The organism is Streptosporangium sp. NPDC023963, from assembly GCF_040639135.1.
GTDB lineage: Bacteria > Actinomycetota > Actinomycetes > Streptosporangiales > Streptosporangiaceae > Streptosporangium.
On sequence record NZ_JBEZZK010000011.1, the window covers coordinates 142,895 to 161,364 of the forward strand.

The 18,470-nt window shown below is 73.2% G+C and carries 14 protein-coding genes; 3 read left to right on the forward strand and 11 right to left on the reverse strand.

The genetic code is table 11. The annotated features are described in order from the left end of the window. Positions 1–120 precede the first annotated feature (120 nt). The 5 genes from AB0F88_RS29055 to AB0F88_RS29075 are packed head-to-tail and all read right to left on the reverse strand — an operon-like array spanning position 121 to position 7,187. On the reverse strand, positions 121–1,737 hold the full coding sequence (locus tag AB0F88_RS29055; RefSeq protein ID WP_362690852.1) for a prenyltransferase/squalene oxidase repeat-containing protein: 1,617 nt from the start codon (positions 1,735–1,737) through the stop codon (positions 121–123). Next, the gene (gene ispG / locus AB0F88_RS29060; protein WP_362691205.1) at positions 1,734–2,918 is read right to left on the reverse strand and encodes a flavodoxin-dependent (E)-4-hydroxy-3-methylbut-2-enyl-diphosphate synthase; all 1,185 of its coding nucleotides are present in this window, start codon (positions 2,916–2,918) and stop codon (positions 1,734–1,736) included. The genes AB0F88_RS29055 and ispG overlap by 4 nt, the downstream gene beginning before the upstream one ends. A 20-nt stretch (positions 2,919–2,938) precedes the next feature. After that, positions 2,939–5,095 (reverse strand): 1-deoxy-D-xylulose-5-phosphate synthase, encoded by a 2,157-nt coding sequence (gene dxs, locus AB0F88_RS29065; RefSeq protein WP_362690855.1) that lies wholly within the window; start codon positions 5,093–5,095, stop codon positions 2,939–2,941. Then, complete coding sequence (locus AB0F88_RS29070; RefSeq protein WP_362690858.1) at positions 5,092–6,093, reverse strand: 4-hydroxy-3-methylbut-2-enyl diphosphate reductase; 1,002 nt, start codon at positions 6,091–6,093, stop codon at positions 5,092–5,094. Before AB0F88_RS29070 ends, dxs begins: the two co-directional genes overlap by 4 nt. Before the next feature lie 50 nt (positions 6,094–6,143). Next, positions 6,144–7,187: a polyprenyl synthetase family protein gene (locus tag AB0F88_RS29075; RefSeq protein ID WP_362690861.1), complete on the reverse strand. Its 1,044-nt coding sequence runs from the start codon at positions 7,185–7,187 to the stop codon at positions 6,144–6,146. Between the two features lie 304 nt (positions 7,188–7,491). Between AB0F88_RS29075 and AB0F88_RS29080 the strand changes: the two genes are divergently transcribed. Together AB0F88_RS29080 and AB0F88_RS29085 are read left to right on the forward strand one after the other, a co-directional pair. Beyond that, positions 7,492–8,868: a hypothetical protein gene (locus tag AB0F88_RS29080; RefSeq protein WP_362690864.1), complete on the forward strand. Its 1,377-nt coding sequence runs from the start codon at positions 7,492–7,494 to the stop codon at positions 8,866–8,868. Positions 8,869–9,109: 241 nt separating this feature from the next. After that, the gene (locus tag AB0F88_RS29085) at positions 9,110–10,522 is read left to right on the forward strand and encodes a hypothetical protein (protein ID WP_362690867.1); all 1,413 of its coding nucleotides are present in this window, start codon (positions 9,110–9,112) and stop codon (positions 10,520–10,522) included. A gap of 131 nt (positions 10,523–10,653) precedes the next feature. Here the strand turns inward: AB0F88_RS29085 and AB0F88_RS29090 are convergent, their stop codons facing one another. Next, positions 10,654–11,598 (reverse strand): ornithine cyclodeaminase family protein, encoded by a 945-nt coding sequence (locus AB0F88_RS29090; protein WP_362690870.1) that lies wholly within the window; start codon positions 11,596–11,598, stop codon positions 10,654–10,656. Between the two features lie 576 nt (positions 11,599–12,174). On the opposite strand from AB0F88_RS29090, the gene AB0F88_RS29095 reads away from it, so the two are divergent. Continuing rightward, positions 12,175–12,888, forward strand: coding sequence for a response regulator transcription factor (locus tag AB0F88_RS29095; protein WP_362690873.1), 714 nt, complete (start codon positions 12,175–12,177; stop codon positions 12,886–12,888). 127 nt (positions 12,889–13,015) lie between these two features. On the opposite strand, the gene AB0F88_RS29100 is transcribed toward AB0F88_RS29095, so the two are convergent. The 5 genes from AB0F88_RS29100 to AB0F88_RS29120 all read right to left on the reverse strand — a co-directional run bounded on the left by AB0F88_RS29100 (position 13,016) and on the right by AB0F88_RS29120 (position 18,330). After that, positions 13,016–13,141: a hypothetical protein gene (locus tag AB0F88_RS29100; RefSeq protein ID WP_362690876.1), complete on the reverse strand. Its 126-nt coding sequence runs from the start codon at positions 13,139–13,141 to the stop codon at positions 13,016–13,018. A gap of 128 nt (positions 13,142–13,269) precedes the next feature. Next, positions 13,270–15,345, reverse strand: a complete 2,076-nt coding sequence (gene pabB / locus AB0F88_RS29105) for an aminodeoxychorismate synthase component I (RefSeq protein ID WP_362690879.1) — start codon at positions 15,343–15,345, stop codon at positions 13,270–13,272. A 6-nt stretch (positions 15,346–15,351) separates the two neighbouring features. Then, positions 15,352–16,995 carry an AMP-binding protein gene (locus AB0F88_RS29110; protein ID WP_362690882.1) on the reverse strand — a complete coding sequence of 548 codons (1,644 nt, stop codon included), beginning with the start codon at positions 16,993–16,995 and terminating at the stop codon, positions 15,352–15,354. After that, positions 16,985–17,623 carry a hypothetical protein gene (locus AB0F88_RS29115; RefSeq protein WP_362690885.1) on the reverse strand — a complete coding sequence of 213 codons (639 nt, stop codon included), beginning with the start codon at positions 17,621–17,623 and terminating at the stop codon, positions 16,985–16,987. The genes AB0F88_RS29110 and AB0F88_RS29115 overlap by 11 nt, the downstream gene beginning before the upstream one ends. Beyond that, positions 17,602–18,330: a Phenylacetic acid catabolic protein gene (locus AB0F88_RS29120; protein WP_362690888.1), complete on the reverse strand. Its 729-nt coding sequence runs from the start codon at positions 18,328–18,330 to the stop codon at positions 17,602–17,604. Before AB0F88_RS29120 ends, AB0F88_RS29115 begins: the two co-directional genes overlap by 22 nt. Between the last annotated feature and the right edge of the window lie 140 nt (positions 18,331–18,470).

The following is an 18,470-nucleotide window of genomic DNA, read 5'->3' on the forward strand; positions in this document are numbered from 1 at the left end:
AACCGGCCGGCGAGGTGCCGGGACCGCCGATCCCGGCGGGGCCCGCCGCCGTTCCTCGAAGGGCCGCCGCTTTCCGGGAAGCGAAGCTCGCCGTTGTCATCCGGGAAGCGGGCACGGCACTCATCGCCACCCCCCGGGGAAGCGGGTGCGGGCCAGGGCCCGCGCGGCCAGCGCCTCGGCCCGCACGACCGCGACGGGGGCGTAGAGGTCCTTGTCGTGCCACAGGGGCGGGTGCTCCCGGTGGTCGCCTTGCCCGGCCAGGAAGGCGTCGCCGCGCAGCACCGCGCGGCTCACCGCGTCGTCGTGGCGCGAGGACCTCAGCAGGGTCTGCATGGCGTACGCCGTCTCCTCGCACGTCCCGGACCACAGCCCCCACGACCCGTCGGGCCGCTGGGTGTCGAGCACCCATCCCACGGCCGCGCGCAGCGCCGGGGCGCATTCGGCGTCCCCGTGCCGTGCGAGCGCCGAGACGCAGCACACGGTGGCGTAGTAGGGGGAGGCGTGCCACTTGTCGATCCAGCTGCCGTCGGGGCGTTGCTCCCCGCACAGCCAGCGGGAGATCTTGGTGATCGCCTGCCGGAGGCGGGCCTGTCCCGGTGAGGCGGCGCCGTCGCCGTCGCCGGCCTGGTCTCCGAAGGCCGTCAGGATGTGGGCGTTGGTGCTGGTGGAGGGGGTGCGCTCGCCCGCGAAGCAGCGGAAGTAGGTGTCGCTCTCGTAGGTCCACAGGCATTCGGGAGAGCGCGGGCGGTCGATGAGCCGCAGGGCGTGGAGCACCCCGGCGGTGTCGTCGGAGTCGGGGGGCAGACCGGCGCCCGCGGGTGCCCCGAGGTCACCGAGGACGGCCTCCAGGCTGTCGCCCAGCTCGGGCGGCGGCGTCAGGGAGGGGAAGGCCTCGGCCAGCGCCGCGAGCACCCAGGCCCGCTCGAAGACGTCGATCGGCGTCACGCCGGGGACGGGGCCGCCGTGCCTGTCCTGCACGGCGCGCAGGTAGAGGACCGCGGAACGCCGGTCCGAGGCCGGCTCGCCGTCGTCCTTCGGTCCCAGCCAGGCCGCGGTGGCGGCCGGCGAGCACCCCACGGCCCCGCCGACGACCCGCACCTGCGGGGCCAGCACGGCGGCCGGCCCCAGCGCCTCCAGCGAGTGCCAGACCTTCGCGGGCAGTGCCTCGCCCCGCTCGGCGAGATGGCGCAGCAGGTCGAGGGGTGCCGGGCTCCACCCGTCGGGCGTGCCCAGGCGGCCCGATCCCCGCCAGGCGTCCAGCCCGGTGAGGGGACGTTCCGCCAGCGCGTCCAGATGCCGGTTGACCTCGCCGACCAGCCAGGGAATGAGGAACTCCGCGCCGATGGTGTCGGGCAGGGCGCTCTCTTCGGCCCCGGGGCCGAGCCGGGCGAACAGCGCGTCCAGGCCGCGCCGCGTCGCGTTCACGACGCCGCCGTCGAGCCGGGCGGGCGGCCCGCCGGGCGGATCCGCGCCCATCACGGTGAGCAGGGCCTCCACCGCGCTGAGTGTAGGGACCAGCACGTACGCGCCGGGCCCTCCCCAGGTTCCGTCCGGGTTCTGGCCCCGGACGAGGAACTCGACCCGCTGCCGGTGGCCCGCCAGCCACGGCGCCGAGGCCACCAGCCGGGCGGTCTCGTAGACCGACGCGGTGACCTGGCCCATCGAGTCCAGGGCCGTCTCGGCGAGCAGGGCGCGAGGGGCGGCGTCGACGGTGGGTATCGTGCCGGTGGTGCTCATCCGTTCCTCCCGGGGGTGGTGTGCTCGGGGTCGTCGCCCTTCCCGTCCTGCTCGGCCTCCTCGGCCATGCGCATCGCCTCCTCCAGGAGGGCCTCCACGATCTGCGACTCGGGGACGGTGGCGACGACGGCGCCGCGTACGAAGATCTGGCCCTTGCCGTTGCCGCTCGCCACGCCGAGGTCGGCCTCGCGGGCCTCGCCGGGGCCGTTGACCACGCAGCCCATCACGGCCACCCGCAGGGGGAGGGGGAAGCCGTCGAAGGCGGCGTTGACCCGTTCGGTGAGCCGGTACACGTCGACCTGGGCGCGGCCGCAGGACGGGCAGGAGACGATCTCCAGCCGCCGGGGTCGCAGGCCGAGGGACTGCAGGATCTGGAGTCCCGCCTTGACCTCCTCCACCGGAGGGGCCGACAGGGAGACGCGGACGGTGTCCCCGATGCCCTCGGAGAGCAGGACGCCGAAGGCGACGGCGGACTTGACGGTGCCCTGGAGGGCGGGACCCGCCTCGGTGACGCCGAGGTGCAGCGGGTAGTCGCAGGAAGCCGCCAGCAGCCGGTACGCGGCGATCATCGTGAGCGGGTCGTGGTGCTTGACGGAGATCTTGATGTCGCCGAAACCGTGCTCCTCGAACAGCGAGCACTCCCACAGGGCGGACTCCACGAGCGCCTCGGGGGTGGCCCTGCCGTACTTGGCCAGCAGCCGCCCGTCGAGCGAGCCGGCGTTCACCCCGATCCTGATCGGGATGCCCGCGCCGGAGGCGGCGCGGGCGATCTCGCGGACCTTGTCGTCGAACGCCCTGATGTTGCCGGGGTTGACCCGCACGGCGGCGCATCCCGCGTCGATGGCGCTGAAGACGTACTTGGGCTGGAAGTGGATGTCGGCGACCACTGGGATGGTGGACTGCCTGGCGATGGCCGGCAGCGCGTCGGCGTCGTCCTGGGAGGGGACGGCTACGCGGACGATCTGGCAGCCCGCGGCGGTCAGCTCGGCGATCTGCTGGAGCGTCGCGCCGACGTCGGCGGTGACGGTGGTGGTCATCGACTGCACCGACACCGGTGCGTCCCCGCCCACCTCGACGTCGCCCACCCGCAGGCGGCGGGTGGCCCGGCGCGGCGCCAGGACGGCGGGCTCCGCCGGGGCCGGCGGCGGCGGAGTCTCGGCGGGGGCGCCGACGCCGGGCATGCCCACGAGTACGGGAGCGCTCATCGACGGCCTCCGATCGGCTGTGACCTCCGCTGGGACTTCGGCTGGGACTTCGGCTGGGACTTCGGCTGGGACACGGGCTGTGACCTCGACGGTGACCTCGGCTGGGAGGCCGCGCCGGGTGCCGCCGTGCCCGGCCCGGCGGTGGCGGGGCGGGTGGGGGCGTGGACGGCGCGGAGCACCGAGGCGGTGATGGAGCCGTGGTCCAGCCCGGCGGCGGCCAGCAGGTGGGCGCGGTCTCCGTGCCCGATGAACTCCCTCGGCAGGCCGAGGGCGCGGACCGGCGTGTCCAGGTCGGCGTCGGCGCACGCGGTGGCGACCGCCGCGCCGACGCCACCGGTGCGCAGGCCGTCCTCGACGGTGACCACCAGGCCGTGCGAGGCGGCCAGCTCCACCAGCGCCGGATGGACCGGGTCCACCCACCGCGGGTCCACGACCGTGGCGCCGACGCCGTGGTGGCGCAGCTGCGCGGCGGCCGCCACGCACGGGCCCGCCAGCGACCCGACGGCCACGAGCAGCACGCGGTCGCCGTTCTCCGCCAGCACGTCGATCCCGCCCGTTCCGCCGAGCCGCCGCAGCGCCACGATGTCGGGGCCGACGCTGGCCTTCGGATAGCGGATCGCGGTCGGCCCGCCGTCGAAGCCGACGGCCTCGTGGAGCGCCTCGCGCAACCGGGTCGCGTCGCGGGGCGCGGCGATCCGCAGCCCCGGGATCATCCCGAGCAGCACCAGGTCCCACATGCCGTGGTGGCTCGGCCCGTCGGGGCCGGTTATCCCCGCCCGGTCCAGGACCAGCGTGACGGGCAACCGGTGCAGGGCGACGTCCATCAGCGCCTGGTCGAAGGCCCGGTTGCAGAAGGTCGCGTACATCGCCACGACGGGGTGCATGCCTTTCATGGCGAGCCCGGCGGCGCACGTGACCGCGTGCTGCTCGGCGATGCCGACGTCCACGAAGCGGTCGGGGAATTTGGCCGCGAACGCCGCCAGCCCGGTCGGGCCGGGCATCGCCGCCGTGATCGCGACCACGGCCGGTCGCTCGGCGCCTATCGCGGTGATCTCCTTGGCGAACACCGACGTCCACGAGGGCGGCGTCGCGGCGGCCGTGCCGGGCGGGCGGCCGGTGGCCGGGTCCAGCACCCCGATGCCGTGCATCCGGTCGGCCTCGTCGTCCTCCGCGGGACCGTACCCCTTCCCCTTGACCGTGACCGCGTGCACCACCACGGGGCGGCCCAGGGCGCGGGCCCGCAGCAGTGCTTCCTCCAGGGCGTCGATGTCGTGGCCGTCGACGGGGCCGAGGTAGGAGAACCCCAGGGCCTCGAAGACGTTGGTCCCGGCCGGCCGCGGGGCGTCCCGGTCTTCCCCGGTGTCCCGGGTCTCCCCGGGCTTTCCGTGAGTACGGCGGGATTCCTCGTCGCCCACCTCGCCGCCGCGCGACTCCGGGTCCGGGAGGTCCGGGCGGGAGCGGCGCAGGGCGGCGAGGTGGGCGGCGAGCCCGCCGACGGTCCTGGCGTAGGAGCGGCCGTTGTCGTTGATCACGACGATGACCGGCAGGCCCGGCGCGGCGCCCAGGTTGTTGACCGCCTCGAGCGCGAGCCCTCCGGTCATCGCGCCGTCCCCGATCACCGCCACCACGTGCCGGTCGGCGCGGCCGCTGAGCCGGACGGCCTTCGCCAGCCCGTCGGCGTAGGACAGGGCGGTCGAGGCGTGCGAGTTCTCGACGACGTCGTGGACCGACTCGGCCCGGCTCGGATACCCCGACAGGCCCTCCGGCTGGCGCAGCCCGTCGAAGTCGTCCCGGCGGCCGGTGAGGATCTTGTGAACGTAGGCCTGGTGGCCGGTGTCGAACACGATCGTGTCCCGGGGAGAGGCGAAGACCCGGTGCAGCGCGATGCTCAGTTCCACCGCCCCCAGGTTGGAGCCCAGGTGGCCGCCCGTCGCGCTGACCTTGTCCACCAGGAAACGGCGGATCTCACCGGCCAGCGCGGGCAGCCGGGCGGACGGCAGGCGCCGCAGGTCACCGGGATCCTCGATCCTTTCCAGCAGGCTCTCCGCGGCCGCCGCGCCACCGGGGGCGGCATCGGCCGGCGAGGGCCCGCGGGGATCGGGGACGGTGACCGCGGCGGGGTGGAGGCCGGTTGTGACGGTGTCAGCGCTCATGGCGTGCGTACTTCCTTCGGAGCGGCGAAACGGACGGTCTCGATGGTGTGGCGGTGCTCGGTGACCTGGATCGGCCCCAGCTCGCGCAGGAAGGCGACGACCTCCTCCACCAGGTGGTGCGGGGCCGAGGCGCCCGCGCTCACGCCGACGGCGCGGGCGTCGCGGAGCCATTCGGGCCTGATGTCGCCGACGTCGTCGATCAGGTGCGCCGCGACGCCCCGGCGCCGGGCGAGTTCGACCAGCCGTACCGAGTTCGAGGAGTTGGCGGAGCCGATGACGAGGACCAGGTCGGCGTCGGCGGCGACCTCGGAGACCGCCCGCTGCCGGTTGGTCGTGGCGTAGCAGATGTCGTCGCTGCCCGGTCCGGTCAGCGCGGGGAACCGGGCGCGTAACGCCTCGACCACCTCGGCGGTCTCGTCGACGGCCAGGGTGGTCTGGGTCAGGTAGGACACCCGGCCGGGGTCCTCGACCTCCAGCGCGGCGGCCTCGGCGGGAGTCTGGACCAGCACGGTCCGCTCCGGCGCCTCGCCCATGGTGCCCTCCACCTCCTCGTGCCCGGCGTGCCCGATCAGCACGACGGTGTCGCCGCGGGCGGCGAAGCGGCGCGCCTCGACGTGCACCTTGGTGACCAGCGGGCAGGTCGCGTCGATCACCCGCAGCTCCCTGGCGGCGGCCTGCTCCCGCACGGCCGGTGAGACGCCGTGGGCGGAGAACACCACCGTCGCCCCCGGCGGGACCTCGTCGAGTTCCTCGACGAAGACCGCGCCGCGCCGCCGCAGGTCGTCGACCACGTGGACGTTGTGCACGATCTGCTTGCGTACGTAGACAGGGGCGCCGCGGTCGGCCAGCACACGTTCCACGGTCTCGATCGCCCGCTCGACACCCGCGCACAGCGACCGGGGGGAGGCCAGCAGTACCTTTCGCGCCTCCTCGCCGCCGGTTTCGCCCGCCCTCGCGGGCGGGCCCGCGGACGGGTCGCCTGTGGTCCGTGTCGTCATCGAATACCTCCAGCGTGGAGAACCCGGGCCGAGCCCGGGAGGTGAGCGCGTCAGTGGTCCCGCCGAGTGATCATGTGAGCCAGGAGGCGGAGGTCCTCGGCCGGGCCGGGGGCGGGGGCGGCCTCGCGCAGGCGGTCCAGCGCGGCGTCGAGGTTGGCCCCGGCCTCCTGGTGGGCCCAGGCGCGGGCGCCGGCGGCCTCGACCAGGTCGGCGGCGCGGGCCAGGTCCCGCTCGTCCAGTTCGCGGTCGCGGTGGTAGAGCGAGGCCAGCCGCTCGCCCGCGGCGGTGCCGGAGGTGAGGGCGGCGACCACCGGCAGGGATTTCTTGCGGTTGGCCAGGTCGGAGAAGACGGGCTTGCCGGTGACCTTGGGATCTCCCCAGATCCCCAGGAGGTCGTCCGTCAGCTGGAAGGCCAGGCCGAGGTGGCGCCCGAACTGCCCGAACAGCCGGGCGCGGGCGTGACCGGCGCCGCCGGCCAGTGCGCCGAGCTCGCAGGCGCAGCCCAGCAGCGCCCCGGTCTTGCCCATCGCCATCTGAACGCACTGGGAGAGGGTGACGTCGGTCCGCGTCTCGAACGCCAGGTCGGCGCTCTGCCCCGAGCACAACCGCAGCAGCGAGCCGGTCATCACCTTCAGGCCGGGGCTGGTGGCGAGCAGGTCCAGGGAGAGTGCCAGCAGCACGTCCCCGACCAGGATGGCCTCGCCGGTCCCGAAGACGGACCACGCGGCCGGCCGGTGCCTTCGGGTGAGGTCGCCGTCCATGATGTCGTCGTGCAGCAGCGAGAAATCGTGGACCAGCTCCACCGCGACCGCCGCGGGGATCGACATCTCGGAGACCCGCGGGTTCTCGCCGCCGGCCGCCCACGCCGACGCGAGCACCAAGGCGGGCCTGACCGACTTGCCGCCACTGTCGCAGGGGCGGCCGTCGGCGTCCCACCAGCCCGCGTGGTAGCCGGCGACGTGGCGGATCTCCTGCGGCAGCCGGTCCACCGCGGCACGGTGGGCCGGCTCGACCAGTTCCCGTGCGGCGGTCAGGACCCGGTCCGCCGATCGCGTGGTGCCGGCGAGGGAGCCGAGCACCGGTGCTGTCGTCACCACACTTCACCTCTCTTCCGGTTCTCCTTGTTGCCGAGCGGTCGCGAAAGGTCTTACGCCGCCGCCGTGCGTCGGGATGAAAGCAGTCCGCTTCCCCCTACTTCCAGTACGACCGCCGCCGCGATATCCCGGAACCCCCCGGCGCCGGGCGATCGGTTTCATTTGCAGAAGGTGTTTCATGGCGGCGCCCGTGACGCGATCGCCCGTCTTCGTGATAACGGCGAGGCCGCCGATAGGTGAAATTTAAATTTGAAAAAGCGGGGGATGGAGGAATATCGCCGACGAGTCGGGTGAGAGAAAACGGATGGGGACAGGACACCGGCCCAACATCCGATTACGGGCGCTGCTGACAGAGGCCCGGTGGACCGGGCAGCAACTGGCCGACGAGGTCAACGGGCTCGGCGCCGAGGCGGGAGTGGCGCTGCGCTACGGGCGGGCGGCGGTCGCCCACTGGCTGGCGGGCATGCGCCCGCGCCCGCCCGTGCCGCATCTGGTGGCCGAGGCGCTGTCGCGCCGTCTCGGACGCCCGCTGGAGATCGCCGCGGTCGGCCTGGCGGACCCGGGCCGGGCCCCCCGCGACGCTCAGGGGGCCGCGGGCGAGGACTGGCGGGACGAGGATCCCGTGGCCCGGCTGGTGGAGTTGCACACCGGGGTGTGCCTGGGCAGGCGGCGGATGCTGGAGGACTGCGTCTACAGCCTGGCCGCGCTGTCCGTGCCCGGCTGGGCCGACGCCGCCGCGGCTGCGGCCACCGCGGGCTCGGGCCGCAGGCGGGCGCCGGAGGTGGGAACGCCGCAGGTGGAGGCGGCGGAGGCGATGGCCCAGGTGTTCTCGCAGACGGACACGGCCTTCGGCGGCGGCCAGGCGCGGCGGGCGCTGTCGGGGTACCTCGCCGTGGACGTCGTACCGTGGCTGCGGTCCCGGATGAACCCCGGGACGCGCCGCAGGATGCTGTCGATCGCCACGGAGCTGACGTACCTGTGCGGCTTCATGTGCTTCGACGAGCAGCTCCACGGTGTCGCCCAGAGCTACTACCGGGCGGCGCTGAAGCTCGCCGCCGAGAACGGCGACGCGGCCGGGTACGCGGTCACCCTGCGGGCACTGTCGGTGCAGGCCCACACCCTGGGACACCACGGCCAGGCTCTCGACCTGGCCGAGGCGGCCCTGACCAGCGCTCCCGTGGCGATCGAGCCGGGCACCCACGCCTTCCTGCGGGGACAGGCCGCCGTCGCCGCGGCGGCGGTGAAGGGCGGCCGGCGCACCGCCCTCCGCCACCTCCGGGCGGCCGAGCACCACCTCAACCACGCCGTCGCCACGACGGGCACCCCCGCCGACACGGTGGGCGCCTACCACCAGGCGTCCTTCGCCCACCAGCACGCCGCGGTGCTGACCGCGCTGGACGACAGGCCCGCCGCCGCCGACGCCCTGGCCGCCTCCATACGGCACCGGCCGGCCACCGAGCGCCGTGCCCGCGCGCTCACCTCCGCGACCCTGGCCGCGCTGCACCTCGACCAGGGACATCTGGAACAGGCCGCGCTCACCTGGCACGCCTTCCTCGACGACTATCCCCACCTTCGCAGCGGTCGGACCCGCGCCGCCCTGTCCACGCTCAAGGCGCGGCTGCGCCCCTACCAGCGCAACGCCCTCGCCAGGGCGGTGCTGCAGCGGGCCATGGCCATCTGAGGGAAACATCCGACGGGCCGGGCCCGGTGCGCGGTGACGGAGGGATATCCGCCGGATCGGCGGCCCCAATCACCTATAAAGTATTGTCATAAAAGAGGTGTGAGTGGCAATTCCCTGATATTTTCGCACACCGGGCCGTGTATCCATTTGCGGGCAGGGAAACGAGATCTGGCGGGTCTCGGAAACCCGCTCCGAATCCGCCGCCGTGGGCTCGGTTTCCTTGACGATCGGGGACGAGGATATGAACAGGAGTAAGATCCGGGAGCGTTTCGCCTGCCAGGGCGTCGCCGGTGGGGAAGTGGTCGTCGCTTCCGCCTTCGACCACCCCGACAGGGGATCCGTCGGGTGTCCCGCCGCGCCGGTCCTGGGGGCGGCGCTCACCCGCAGGGGGCTGCGCGTGCGCTACGCGCCGCTGACCGCCCGCCCGGAGACCCGTCCGGCCGTCCGGCAGGACGTCCCTCCGGACATTCGCCCCGAGCCCCGTTCGGACACCCGGCGGGACGACCGGCGGTACGCGCCGGTGACCGGGCGGGCCGACGGCGCCCTTCCCGACGACGGCCACCTGTTCGCCGTCTCCTGGCTCGACCGTCACGGCCGCGCCACCGGGCTCGCGGCCGCCGCCCACCCCGACGACCGCGCCGCGGTGGAGGCGGCCGGTCAGGAGGTGTGGCGATGGAGTGACGTCATGCGCAGCCGCCGCATGCTGCTGGCCGGTACCCGGCCGGTCTGCCCCGGTGCCCTCGGCGCCCTGGAGACCGCTTTGGGCGTCACCCGGGGCGGGGCCGGCGGCGGGCCCGTTTTCGCCTACGGCCCCGTCACCGACGTCCCCCATCACGCGGAGGAACTGGCCCGCGCGGGCATCGGTACGGTCACCGGACTCGACACGCTCCCCGAGCACGCCGCCGTCGTCTTCCCCGCCCACGGTGTGCCGCCGGTCTTGCGGGCCGAGGCCGCGGCCAGGGGCCTGGCCGTCGTCGACGCCACCTGCCCCCTGGTGTCCGCCGCCCACGCCGAGGTGGCGCGGTTCACCGAGCGCGGGGACCTCACCGTCGTGATCGGCAGGCCGGGGGACGCCGTCGTCCCCGGCATCCTCGGACAGGCCCCGGAGACGACCGTTCTGGTGGAGACGGCGGCCGACGTGGCGCGGCTGCGGCCCGCCGACCCCATGGCGGTCTCCTACCTCATCCAGCCCGGCATCCCCGTCGAGCACGCCCTCCCCGTCGTCGCGGCCCTGCGCGCCCGCTTCCCCGGCCTGCGCGGCCCCGACCCCGACGACTTCTGCTACCACGCCTCCGACCGGGCGACCTCCGTCGCCTCCGTCGCCGCCGCCGGGGATCTCCTGCTGGTCGCCGCGGGACCCGGCTGTCCCGACGCCCGTCACGTCATCGGGCTCGCCGGCGACTCCGGCGTCCTTTCGCGGGTCGTCACCGGCGTCGCCGACCTCTGCCCGAGCCTGCTGCGGGAGGCCGGCACCGTCGCCCTCACCGGCGCGAGGTCGGCTCCCCCCGGGCTGGTGGACGAGATCCTCACGGTCCTGTCGGGCCTCGGTCCCCTGAACGTCGTCGACCGCCGGGTCACCAGCGAGGTCGTCACCGGCGAGGTCGTCACCGGAAGGGAACGCGTCGTCACCGGAAGGGAGCGCGAGAGGGTGTGACCCCGGCGCGGGACGGGCCGGAGGGGATGGGGCGGGCGCGGGAGGGAGCCGGGGCGACCCCCGCCCGGGGCCGGGTGACGCGGGCGCGCGGCCGGTCGGCATCTCGGGCGCGCGGGAGGCCGGCGGCGTCCTCAACGCCACAGGTCGATCACCTGCCCCAGCTCGCGCGCCGTCGCCTTCTGGGCGAGGTGGTGGCCGAGCGCGATGTCGGTGGCGGCGAGCCCGCTGTTGTACGCGAAGATCCGCTCGTCGGCGTCGAGCCGTGCCCAGGCCGATCCGGCGAGCACCTCGGGCAGCTCGACGTCCACCGGGCGAAGCCTGCCGCGCGCGTCGGCGAGGTCGGTGCCGGTGACCGCCATCCGGGCGGCGCTGGTGGCGAGCACCCGGTCGGCCCGGTGCAGGGTCGAGGAGGCCAGCCCGTAGCCGACCAGCACGCACAGCGCCCCCGGCCGCAGCCAGCCGGCCTCGATCGCCGCGGGGGTCTTGGGCCCGGCGGCGGCGAGCACCACGTCGGCCTCGCCGGCCGCGGCCCGCAGATCCTCGACGATCTCCACCTCCTCGCCGGGCACGGCCCCCCGCACCGCGCGCAGCCCGTCGGGGTGGGTGCCGTAGACCATGAGCCGTTCCAGGCCGGGCATGGTGGCCATCAGATAGGGCAGGGCCTGCCGCCCCTGGACGCCCGTACCGATCACCAGGGCGTTGCGGCTGCCGGGGGCGGCGCACTCGCGGGCGATGAGCGCGGACGCCGCCGGGGCCCGCATGGTCGCGATCCTGGCGCAGTCCATCAGCGCGACGGGGAGCCCGCTCTCGTCGTCGTACAGCGACAAGGTCGTGTACTGGCGCTCGCGCCGCGGATAGAACCGGTAGGAGGTCTCGAAGGCGACGACCTCGCGGGTGCCGTCGCGTCCCACCAGGGCGTGGCCCACCGAGTGCCCGTCGGGTGGCTTGACCGTCTGCCTGCTCGGATTGACCGACAGCCCGGAGGCCAGGGCCCGGTACGACTCCTCCACGACCGAGATCACCTCGGAGGGGACGAGCTCGACCCGGGCCAGGTCGCTCCGGGTCAGGATTCTCACGTGGTTCGCCGCCTTCGCGTCACGGTGATCATCTGGGCTGTGGGTTCCGGAGTCCGGTTCCGACGGTAGACCAGGAAATCTGATTAGGCAAGGGTACCCTAACTTGCAAAACGTGGCGCGCCGAAATGGCCCCGTGATCTGCGAAGACGCGTATAAACGGACATTTCCGACGTTGAAGATACGGGAAAAGCAAGGTAGGCAGGTAATAGGGGATCCGCGCGATCCGGGCGGCCTGAGCAATTTGCGGGGCGACAGGAAAGCGACAAACGGTCCGGCGGAACGGGTCGTCACGGGGCCGGTAAGAAGCCGGTACGGAGACGGCCAATGGGAGCGGCACCGAAGTGCGAGCACGCCGTCCACCGGCGATCGCGAGTCCCCTGGCCGGCTGCGACCTGGAGGGGATCCGCTCGGCGGCCGGCCGGAGATTCCTCCGGCCAGGACAGCTGTGATCGTTTACAGCGAACTTTCTTGAAATATAAACTTCCTAAAATATAGGTGGATACCGCGTTTTTCAGGGTATTGGAGCCCTCTCCAGGTAGGGGAACTGCGGTTGTCCAACGCGACGGCGGGATGAAAATGAGCACACAACGACTCGAACCTTTAGGCCGGGCCGTTCTGGTCGCCATGGGCAGTGAGGTGCTCCGCTGCGGGCTGTGCACCATGCTGGCGACCGTCAACACGGTGGAGAAAACGTACGAGGCGGGCGACCTCGACCATGCTCTCGAACTGCTGCAGTCACAGAGACCGGACGTCCTGCTGCTCGCCTCGTCCGGCAAGGCGCACGCGGCCGAGAAGCTGGCCACGGTCGCGGCCGAGCACGACGCGCACGTCCTGCTGGTCCTGCGCGGCGTGTGCGACGCCTCGCTCGCGGAGGCCGCGGCCCTGCCGGTCGACGGCCTGCTGCTGGAGACGGACCTGACCCAGACCTCGCTCAGGAGCGCTCTGGCCGACCTCGGCAGCGGCCTCATGCCGATGCCCGGCCCGCTGGCCCGGCGGCTCCTGGACCGCATCCGCGACGAGGAGGACCTCGAGGAGACGCCCGTCCCCGATGACGATCCCTGCCCGGAGAGCGACCCCATCGACTCGCCGCTGAGCTCGCGCGAACAGCAGGCCCTCGCCCTGATGGCGGCGGGGCTCAGCAACAAGCAGATCGCCCGCCGCCTCGGCATCTCCGAGCACGGGGCCAAACGGCACGTCGCCAACATCCTCGCCAAACTCAACTGCTCCAACCGGACGCTCGCCACCGCGGTGGCGCTCAACCGCGGGCTGCTCCCCGAACCCGGCCGTTAGGGGCGAAAGCCCCTGCGGCTGCCAAGGTGGCCACGACGCCGAAGGGAGCAGGCGGTCCCTTCCCGCCCAGGGCTCCGAACCGACGAGGGGGAACGGGTCGCCCGAGAGCGGTTTCGGATCGACCGGATCAGACGAGTACGTTCCCGCCGTCCACGGTGAGGACGGTTCCCGTGGCGAACGGCTCGGTCATCAGGAACACGAACGCCCGGGCGATGTCCTCGACCTCGCCGCCGCAAGGAAGTTTTTCCGGCATCAGGGGCTCTTCGCTTACCGGGCCACGACACGCCGTTGATCGCTTTGAGACGGCCACCGGGCCGGGCCGGGCCGCCGGCTCGGCCCGGTGGCCGGGTTCGATGCCTTCTCAGGTGATTCGGTGCCTTCTCAGGTGAGAGGCCGGGGGGCGGGCGCGCCGGACATCCCGCCGAGGCCCCGCAGCGGGGCGCGGGCCTTGAGCAGCATCTCCTCGTACTCCTCGACCGGGTCGGAGCCGAGTACGATCGCCCCGCCCGCGCCGACCGTCAGCCCGCCCGGCCTGACGACCGCGGTCCGGATCACGATGTTGAGGTCCGCGGTGCCGCTGAGCCCGAAGAATCCGATCGTGCCGGAGTAGACGCCGCGCGCCCGGCCTTCGAGCCTGTCGATGATCTCCATCGTGCGCAGCTTGGGCGCGCCGGTCATCGACCCGCCGGGAAAGCAGCTGCGCGCGGCCCGCACGGCGCTCACGCCGTCCTGCAGGTGCCCGCGGACGGTGGAGACGAGCTGGTGGACGGTGGCGTAGGACTCCACGGCCATGAAACGCGGCACGTCGATCGTGCCGACGTCGCAGATCCGGCCGAGGTCGTTGCGGAGCAGATCGACGATCATGAGGTTCTCCGCGCGGGTCTTGCCGGACGACGCGAGCTCCCTCCTCAGCTCGTCGTCGTGGCGCGGCTCGGGGTCGCGCGGCGCGGTGCCCTTGATCGGTTTGGACTCCGCGGTCCCGTCCCTGCCGACCTTGAGGAAGCGCTCGGGGGAGGAGCACAGGACGTGATCCTCCTCCAGCCGCAGATAGGCCGCGTACGGCGCCGGGTTCAGCCGCCGCTGGCGCAGGTAGAGGTCCTCGGCCGACCCGTGGAAGGGGACCTCGACGGTGTTGGTGAGGCAGATCTCGTAGCTCTCCCCGGCGCGCAGCAGGCGCAGGCACTCCTCGATGTCGGCCAGGTAGCGCTCGCGGGGCCGTACCAGCCAGGGCTCGGGATCGAACTCCTCCCCCTCCACCTCCTCCACCGGGAGGTCACGCCCGGAGACCATCCCCCGGCACGCCGCGGCCGTCTCCTCGACCCAGCGCCTGGCCTGCTTGCGGCTGCCGGAGCCGCCGTCGGTGAGCGCCACCGCCCACGTCTGGTCCGTCTCGTGGTCGATCGCGACGAACCGCGTCGCCGACATCCAGACCGCGTCGGGCATCGGCGACAGGTGTTCGGCCCGTGCCCCGCAGTCGCGCTTGAGCTCGTAGCCGAAGTAGCCGACGTAGCCACCGTCCAGGTCGAAAGGGAGTGCGGGATCCGGTTCCATCGCGCGGGCGCTCACCCGCTCGTCGAGCAGGTCGAAGATCGGGACATGGATCGCCATGCCGGCGCCCGAGGCGTCCTGGATCCGCACGCTGCCCGCGCCGGGACGGCAGGAGAGCACCTCGCCGTGCGGGCCGCCCGCGTCGCCGAGGAAGGAGAAACGCGCCCCGCCCGGCTCGGCGCGGCTGCTGTCCAGCCAGTAGGCGTACCGCTGGGAACGGAAGAGGCCGGTGAACACCGCCTCGGCGTCGGCGGCGCCGTCGATCCGCTCCGTCTCCAGCGACCACGAGGGGGCGTGCGCGACGGGCGGCACCGCACCGGGCACCGGCCCCGCAGCCAGGGCGAGGTCACGGAAGTTGCGCAGCAGCGCGGGGCCGTGCTCGGTGGAGATCGACTCGGGATGGAACTGCACGCCCCACCACGGCATCGTGCGGTGCCGCAGGCCCATCACGACCGAGTCGCCCGTCCACGCCGTGATCTCCAGCTCGTCGGGTGGCGGGGTGGCCACGCAGAGCGAGTGGTAGCGGACCGCCTGGAAACCCTGTGGCAGGCCCCGGAACAGGTCCCGCCCGCAGTGCCGGATCTGCTCGACCTGCCCGTGGATCGGCGCGGGCGCCGGCACCACGTCGGCGCCGGACAGCCAGCCCAGTGCCTGGTGTCCCAGGCACACGCCAAGCACGGGCAGGCCGGAGGCGCGGATGAGGTCGAGGGAGACGCCGACGTCCCGCTCCACCTGGGGCCGGCCGGGGCCGGGGGAGATGATCAGCGCGTCGAACCGGTGCAGGGGCAGGTCGTGCCAGGCCTCGTCGTCATTGCTCATCACGACCGGTTCCACGCCGTAGGTCTCCGCGACCAGCTGGAACAGGTTGTAGGTGTAGGAGTCGTAGTTGTCGACGAGCAGCGTACGCACCAGTGATCACCAGTCTCCGTCGCGGACGGCGAAGCGGCGCAGCTTGCCGGTATGCGTCCGCGGCAGGGCCTGGCACAGTTTCACGCTCCGCGGGACCTTGAAGGGTGCCAGCCTCCCGCGGGCCAGCTCGATCAGCTCCTCCTCGACCCGCGCCGGATCCTGGCCGGGGGCGGCGGGCACCACGAAGGCCCGCAGCTTGCGCGCTCCGCGCTCGTCGGCGATGACGGCGACGGCCACCTCGGCCACGGCCGGGTGCTCCGACAGGACCTTCTCGACCTCGATCGGCGACATCGTGATGCCGCCGACCATCTCCATGTCGTCACAGCGGCCGCGGTGGACGTAGGCGCCGCCGGGCAGGCGCTCGACGCGGTCGCCGGTGCGCAGCCACCCGTCCACCAGGGCGTGCGCCGTCTGGTCGGGCTGGTTGAGGTACTCCAGGAGCAGTGACTCGCCTCGTACCCAGAGCTCTCCCTCGGTGGCCGGTTCCCCATGCTCGTCGCGCACCTGCAGCTCGTATCCGGGCAGGGCGCGGCCGATCGTGCCCGGCTCGTCACGGGCCAGGGTGCTGGAGCAGAAGGCGTGGCCGGCCTCGGTCGAGCCCAGCTGGTCGAGGACGGGGGCCCCGAGCAGTTCCCGGGTGCGGGCGCCCAGGGTCTCGTTGAGCGTCTCGCCCGCCGACACGGCGACCCGTACGGAGGAGAAGGCGGCCGGCTCGCACTCGGCGACGAGGTTGGCGTAGGCGGAGGGCACCGCGTACAGCGCGGTGACGCCGTGGCGGACGACCGCCTCGGCGATCAGCGCCGGGGTCGGCCGGCCCGCGAGCAGGACGGCGGACGAGCCGGAGAACAGCGGGAACACCAGCGTGTTGCCCAGGCCGTAGGCGAAGAACAGCTTCGAGACCGACAGGGTCACGTCGTCCTCGCGGATGCCGACCACGCCCTCGCCGGCCGCGCGATGGTAGAGCGCGAGGTCGCCGTGGCGGTGCAGCGCGCCCTTGGGCCGCCCGGTCGTGCCCGAGGTGTACTGCGCGTAGAGGGGGGCCGAGGGGCCGACCTGGGCGACGGGTCCCGGCGGGACGCGGCCGGCCAGGCAGAGCAACTGCTCGCCCGTGAGGTGCGGCACACCGTCGAAACGGGGTGCGATCTCCCTGGTGGCGACCACGAGCCTGGCGTCGCAGTCGGCGAGGACGAGGGCGTGGTCGGCCTCCGTCAGCTCGGGGTTGACGGGCACCGCCGTGACGCCGAGCCGGGCGGCGCCGAGGAAGGCCGCGACCCACGCGACGCAGTCCTCGAGCGCGATCAGGATGCGCTCGCCCGGCCGCACGCCCAGGTCGACCAGGACCATCGTGACCCTCGCGGCCAGGTCGTGCACCTCCCCGTGGGTCCAGACGCGGTCGCCCTCGTAGAAGGCGGGCGACGCGTTCCAGCCGCGGTCCGAGGCGAGGCGGGCGAGCTCGCCGGCGACGTTCCCCGTCCCCGGGCCCTCCGTGCCTGGCGAGGGGGCGGGGGCCTGGCCCACACCGGTGATCGGGAGCGCTCCGGCGCCGCCGGTCTTGGGAATCCGTGCTCTCTGAGCCGGGACGCCGGGCGCCACCGGCGCGGAAGGCGCCGTAGTGGTTCCTTGGCGCGTGCCGAAAGAGTCATCGGGCATGCGGTTCACCTCCGTCGGCCGCGTAGGGGGAGATCAGGAAGTCGCCGTTCACGGGGCCGATGGGCCACCAGCCGGAGGCCAGCAGCTCGGCGAGCCCGGACAGCGGATCGTCGTGGTCGTGGTCGTGGTCGTGGTCGCGGCCCGGGCCGTCGCCGTTCGCGGCGAGGGCGCCGCCGGGGTCCGCGAGCGCGTCCGCGACGACCGTGCCGATCAGCCACAGCAGGGCGCCTGACACGGCGCGCGCGTCGGGGTCGGTCTGGTCGGCGGGGTCGAGGCGGGGGGTCGCGACGAGCATGGCCACATGCTCGGCCGTGTCCAGCTGCTTCTCGCGCCCGGCCGCCACGAGCCGCTCGCGGGCCTCGCCGCGCCGCCGGTCGAGCGCCTCCAGCCAAGCGGGGTCGACCCGGTCCATCGCCGCGGCGGCGACGGCCGGATCGCGCACGACGGTGAGAGGGGAGTCCGGGGCGGTGAGAGGGGAACCCGGGGCGGTGAGAGGGGAGTCCGGGGCGCGCTCCGGCCGGTCGGCGGCGCAGATGCCGCGCAGGAGACGCTCCACCCTGTCGCCGCCGGGCCCCAGCTCGGCGGCCAGCCCCTCGGGCGGTTCGGTCAGCTCGAAGTGCCGTACCATCGCGCATCCACTTCCGGGTAGTCGAGGCCGAGGTCGGACTCGAAGAGCTCCCGCGTGCGCCGGATGAACTCCGCGCGGCACTCGTCGTTGGTCATCCGTTTGATGCCCAGGCGGCGGAACACCTCGTTGTTCTTGGAGTCGCTGCGGCCGAAGAACGGCATCGTCATCGCGAGCAGCTCGTGCCCGGCCCGCCGCACCTCGTCGCGCTGGGCGGGGTCGGCCACCAGCCGGCGCGCGCTCGTCGCACCGAACCCCACGTGGAAGCGCTCCTCGGGCATCAGCGACCGGCAGAGCTTACGCAGGGGCAGGTAGGAGCAGTCGCAGAGGTCCTCCATCAGCACGACCTCGGCGAGGTCGACGATCGCCTTGGTCATCACGTACTCGGTCCAGTTCCGCACCTCGTACTCGAATATCGAGAGAGGTCCCCTGGCGTTCGCGTCCTCAAGGCCGAGTTCGGCGGCGAGTTTGTTGAACTTTAAATGGTGTCCGTATTCCTCCATCGCCATTCTGCAGGCCAGCCACTTATCGCGTGGAGTGGGCGCGAGCGCGATGGAGGGTTCGTCGAAGACGGCCGCCCCGACGGCCTCGTTGCGGACGTGACTGTTGAGGATTTTGCCTACCGCCGTGACGTACTCGTCCCCGAGCGCGCGGGCCTCCTCCGGCCCCGCTATCACACGGTCCGGCGAAACCTCCAGTGTGCTGGCCACTTGCGGTCTCCTCTCCCATGGACCCTGCCGACGCTAGGTCGGGGCACAGAGGGCGGCAAGTAGCCGATCGGGCACCTCGAAATAGGTGCCTGAATATTTTCCCGAACGTCCGGACGGGCAATTGGTAAACGCCTTCACGG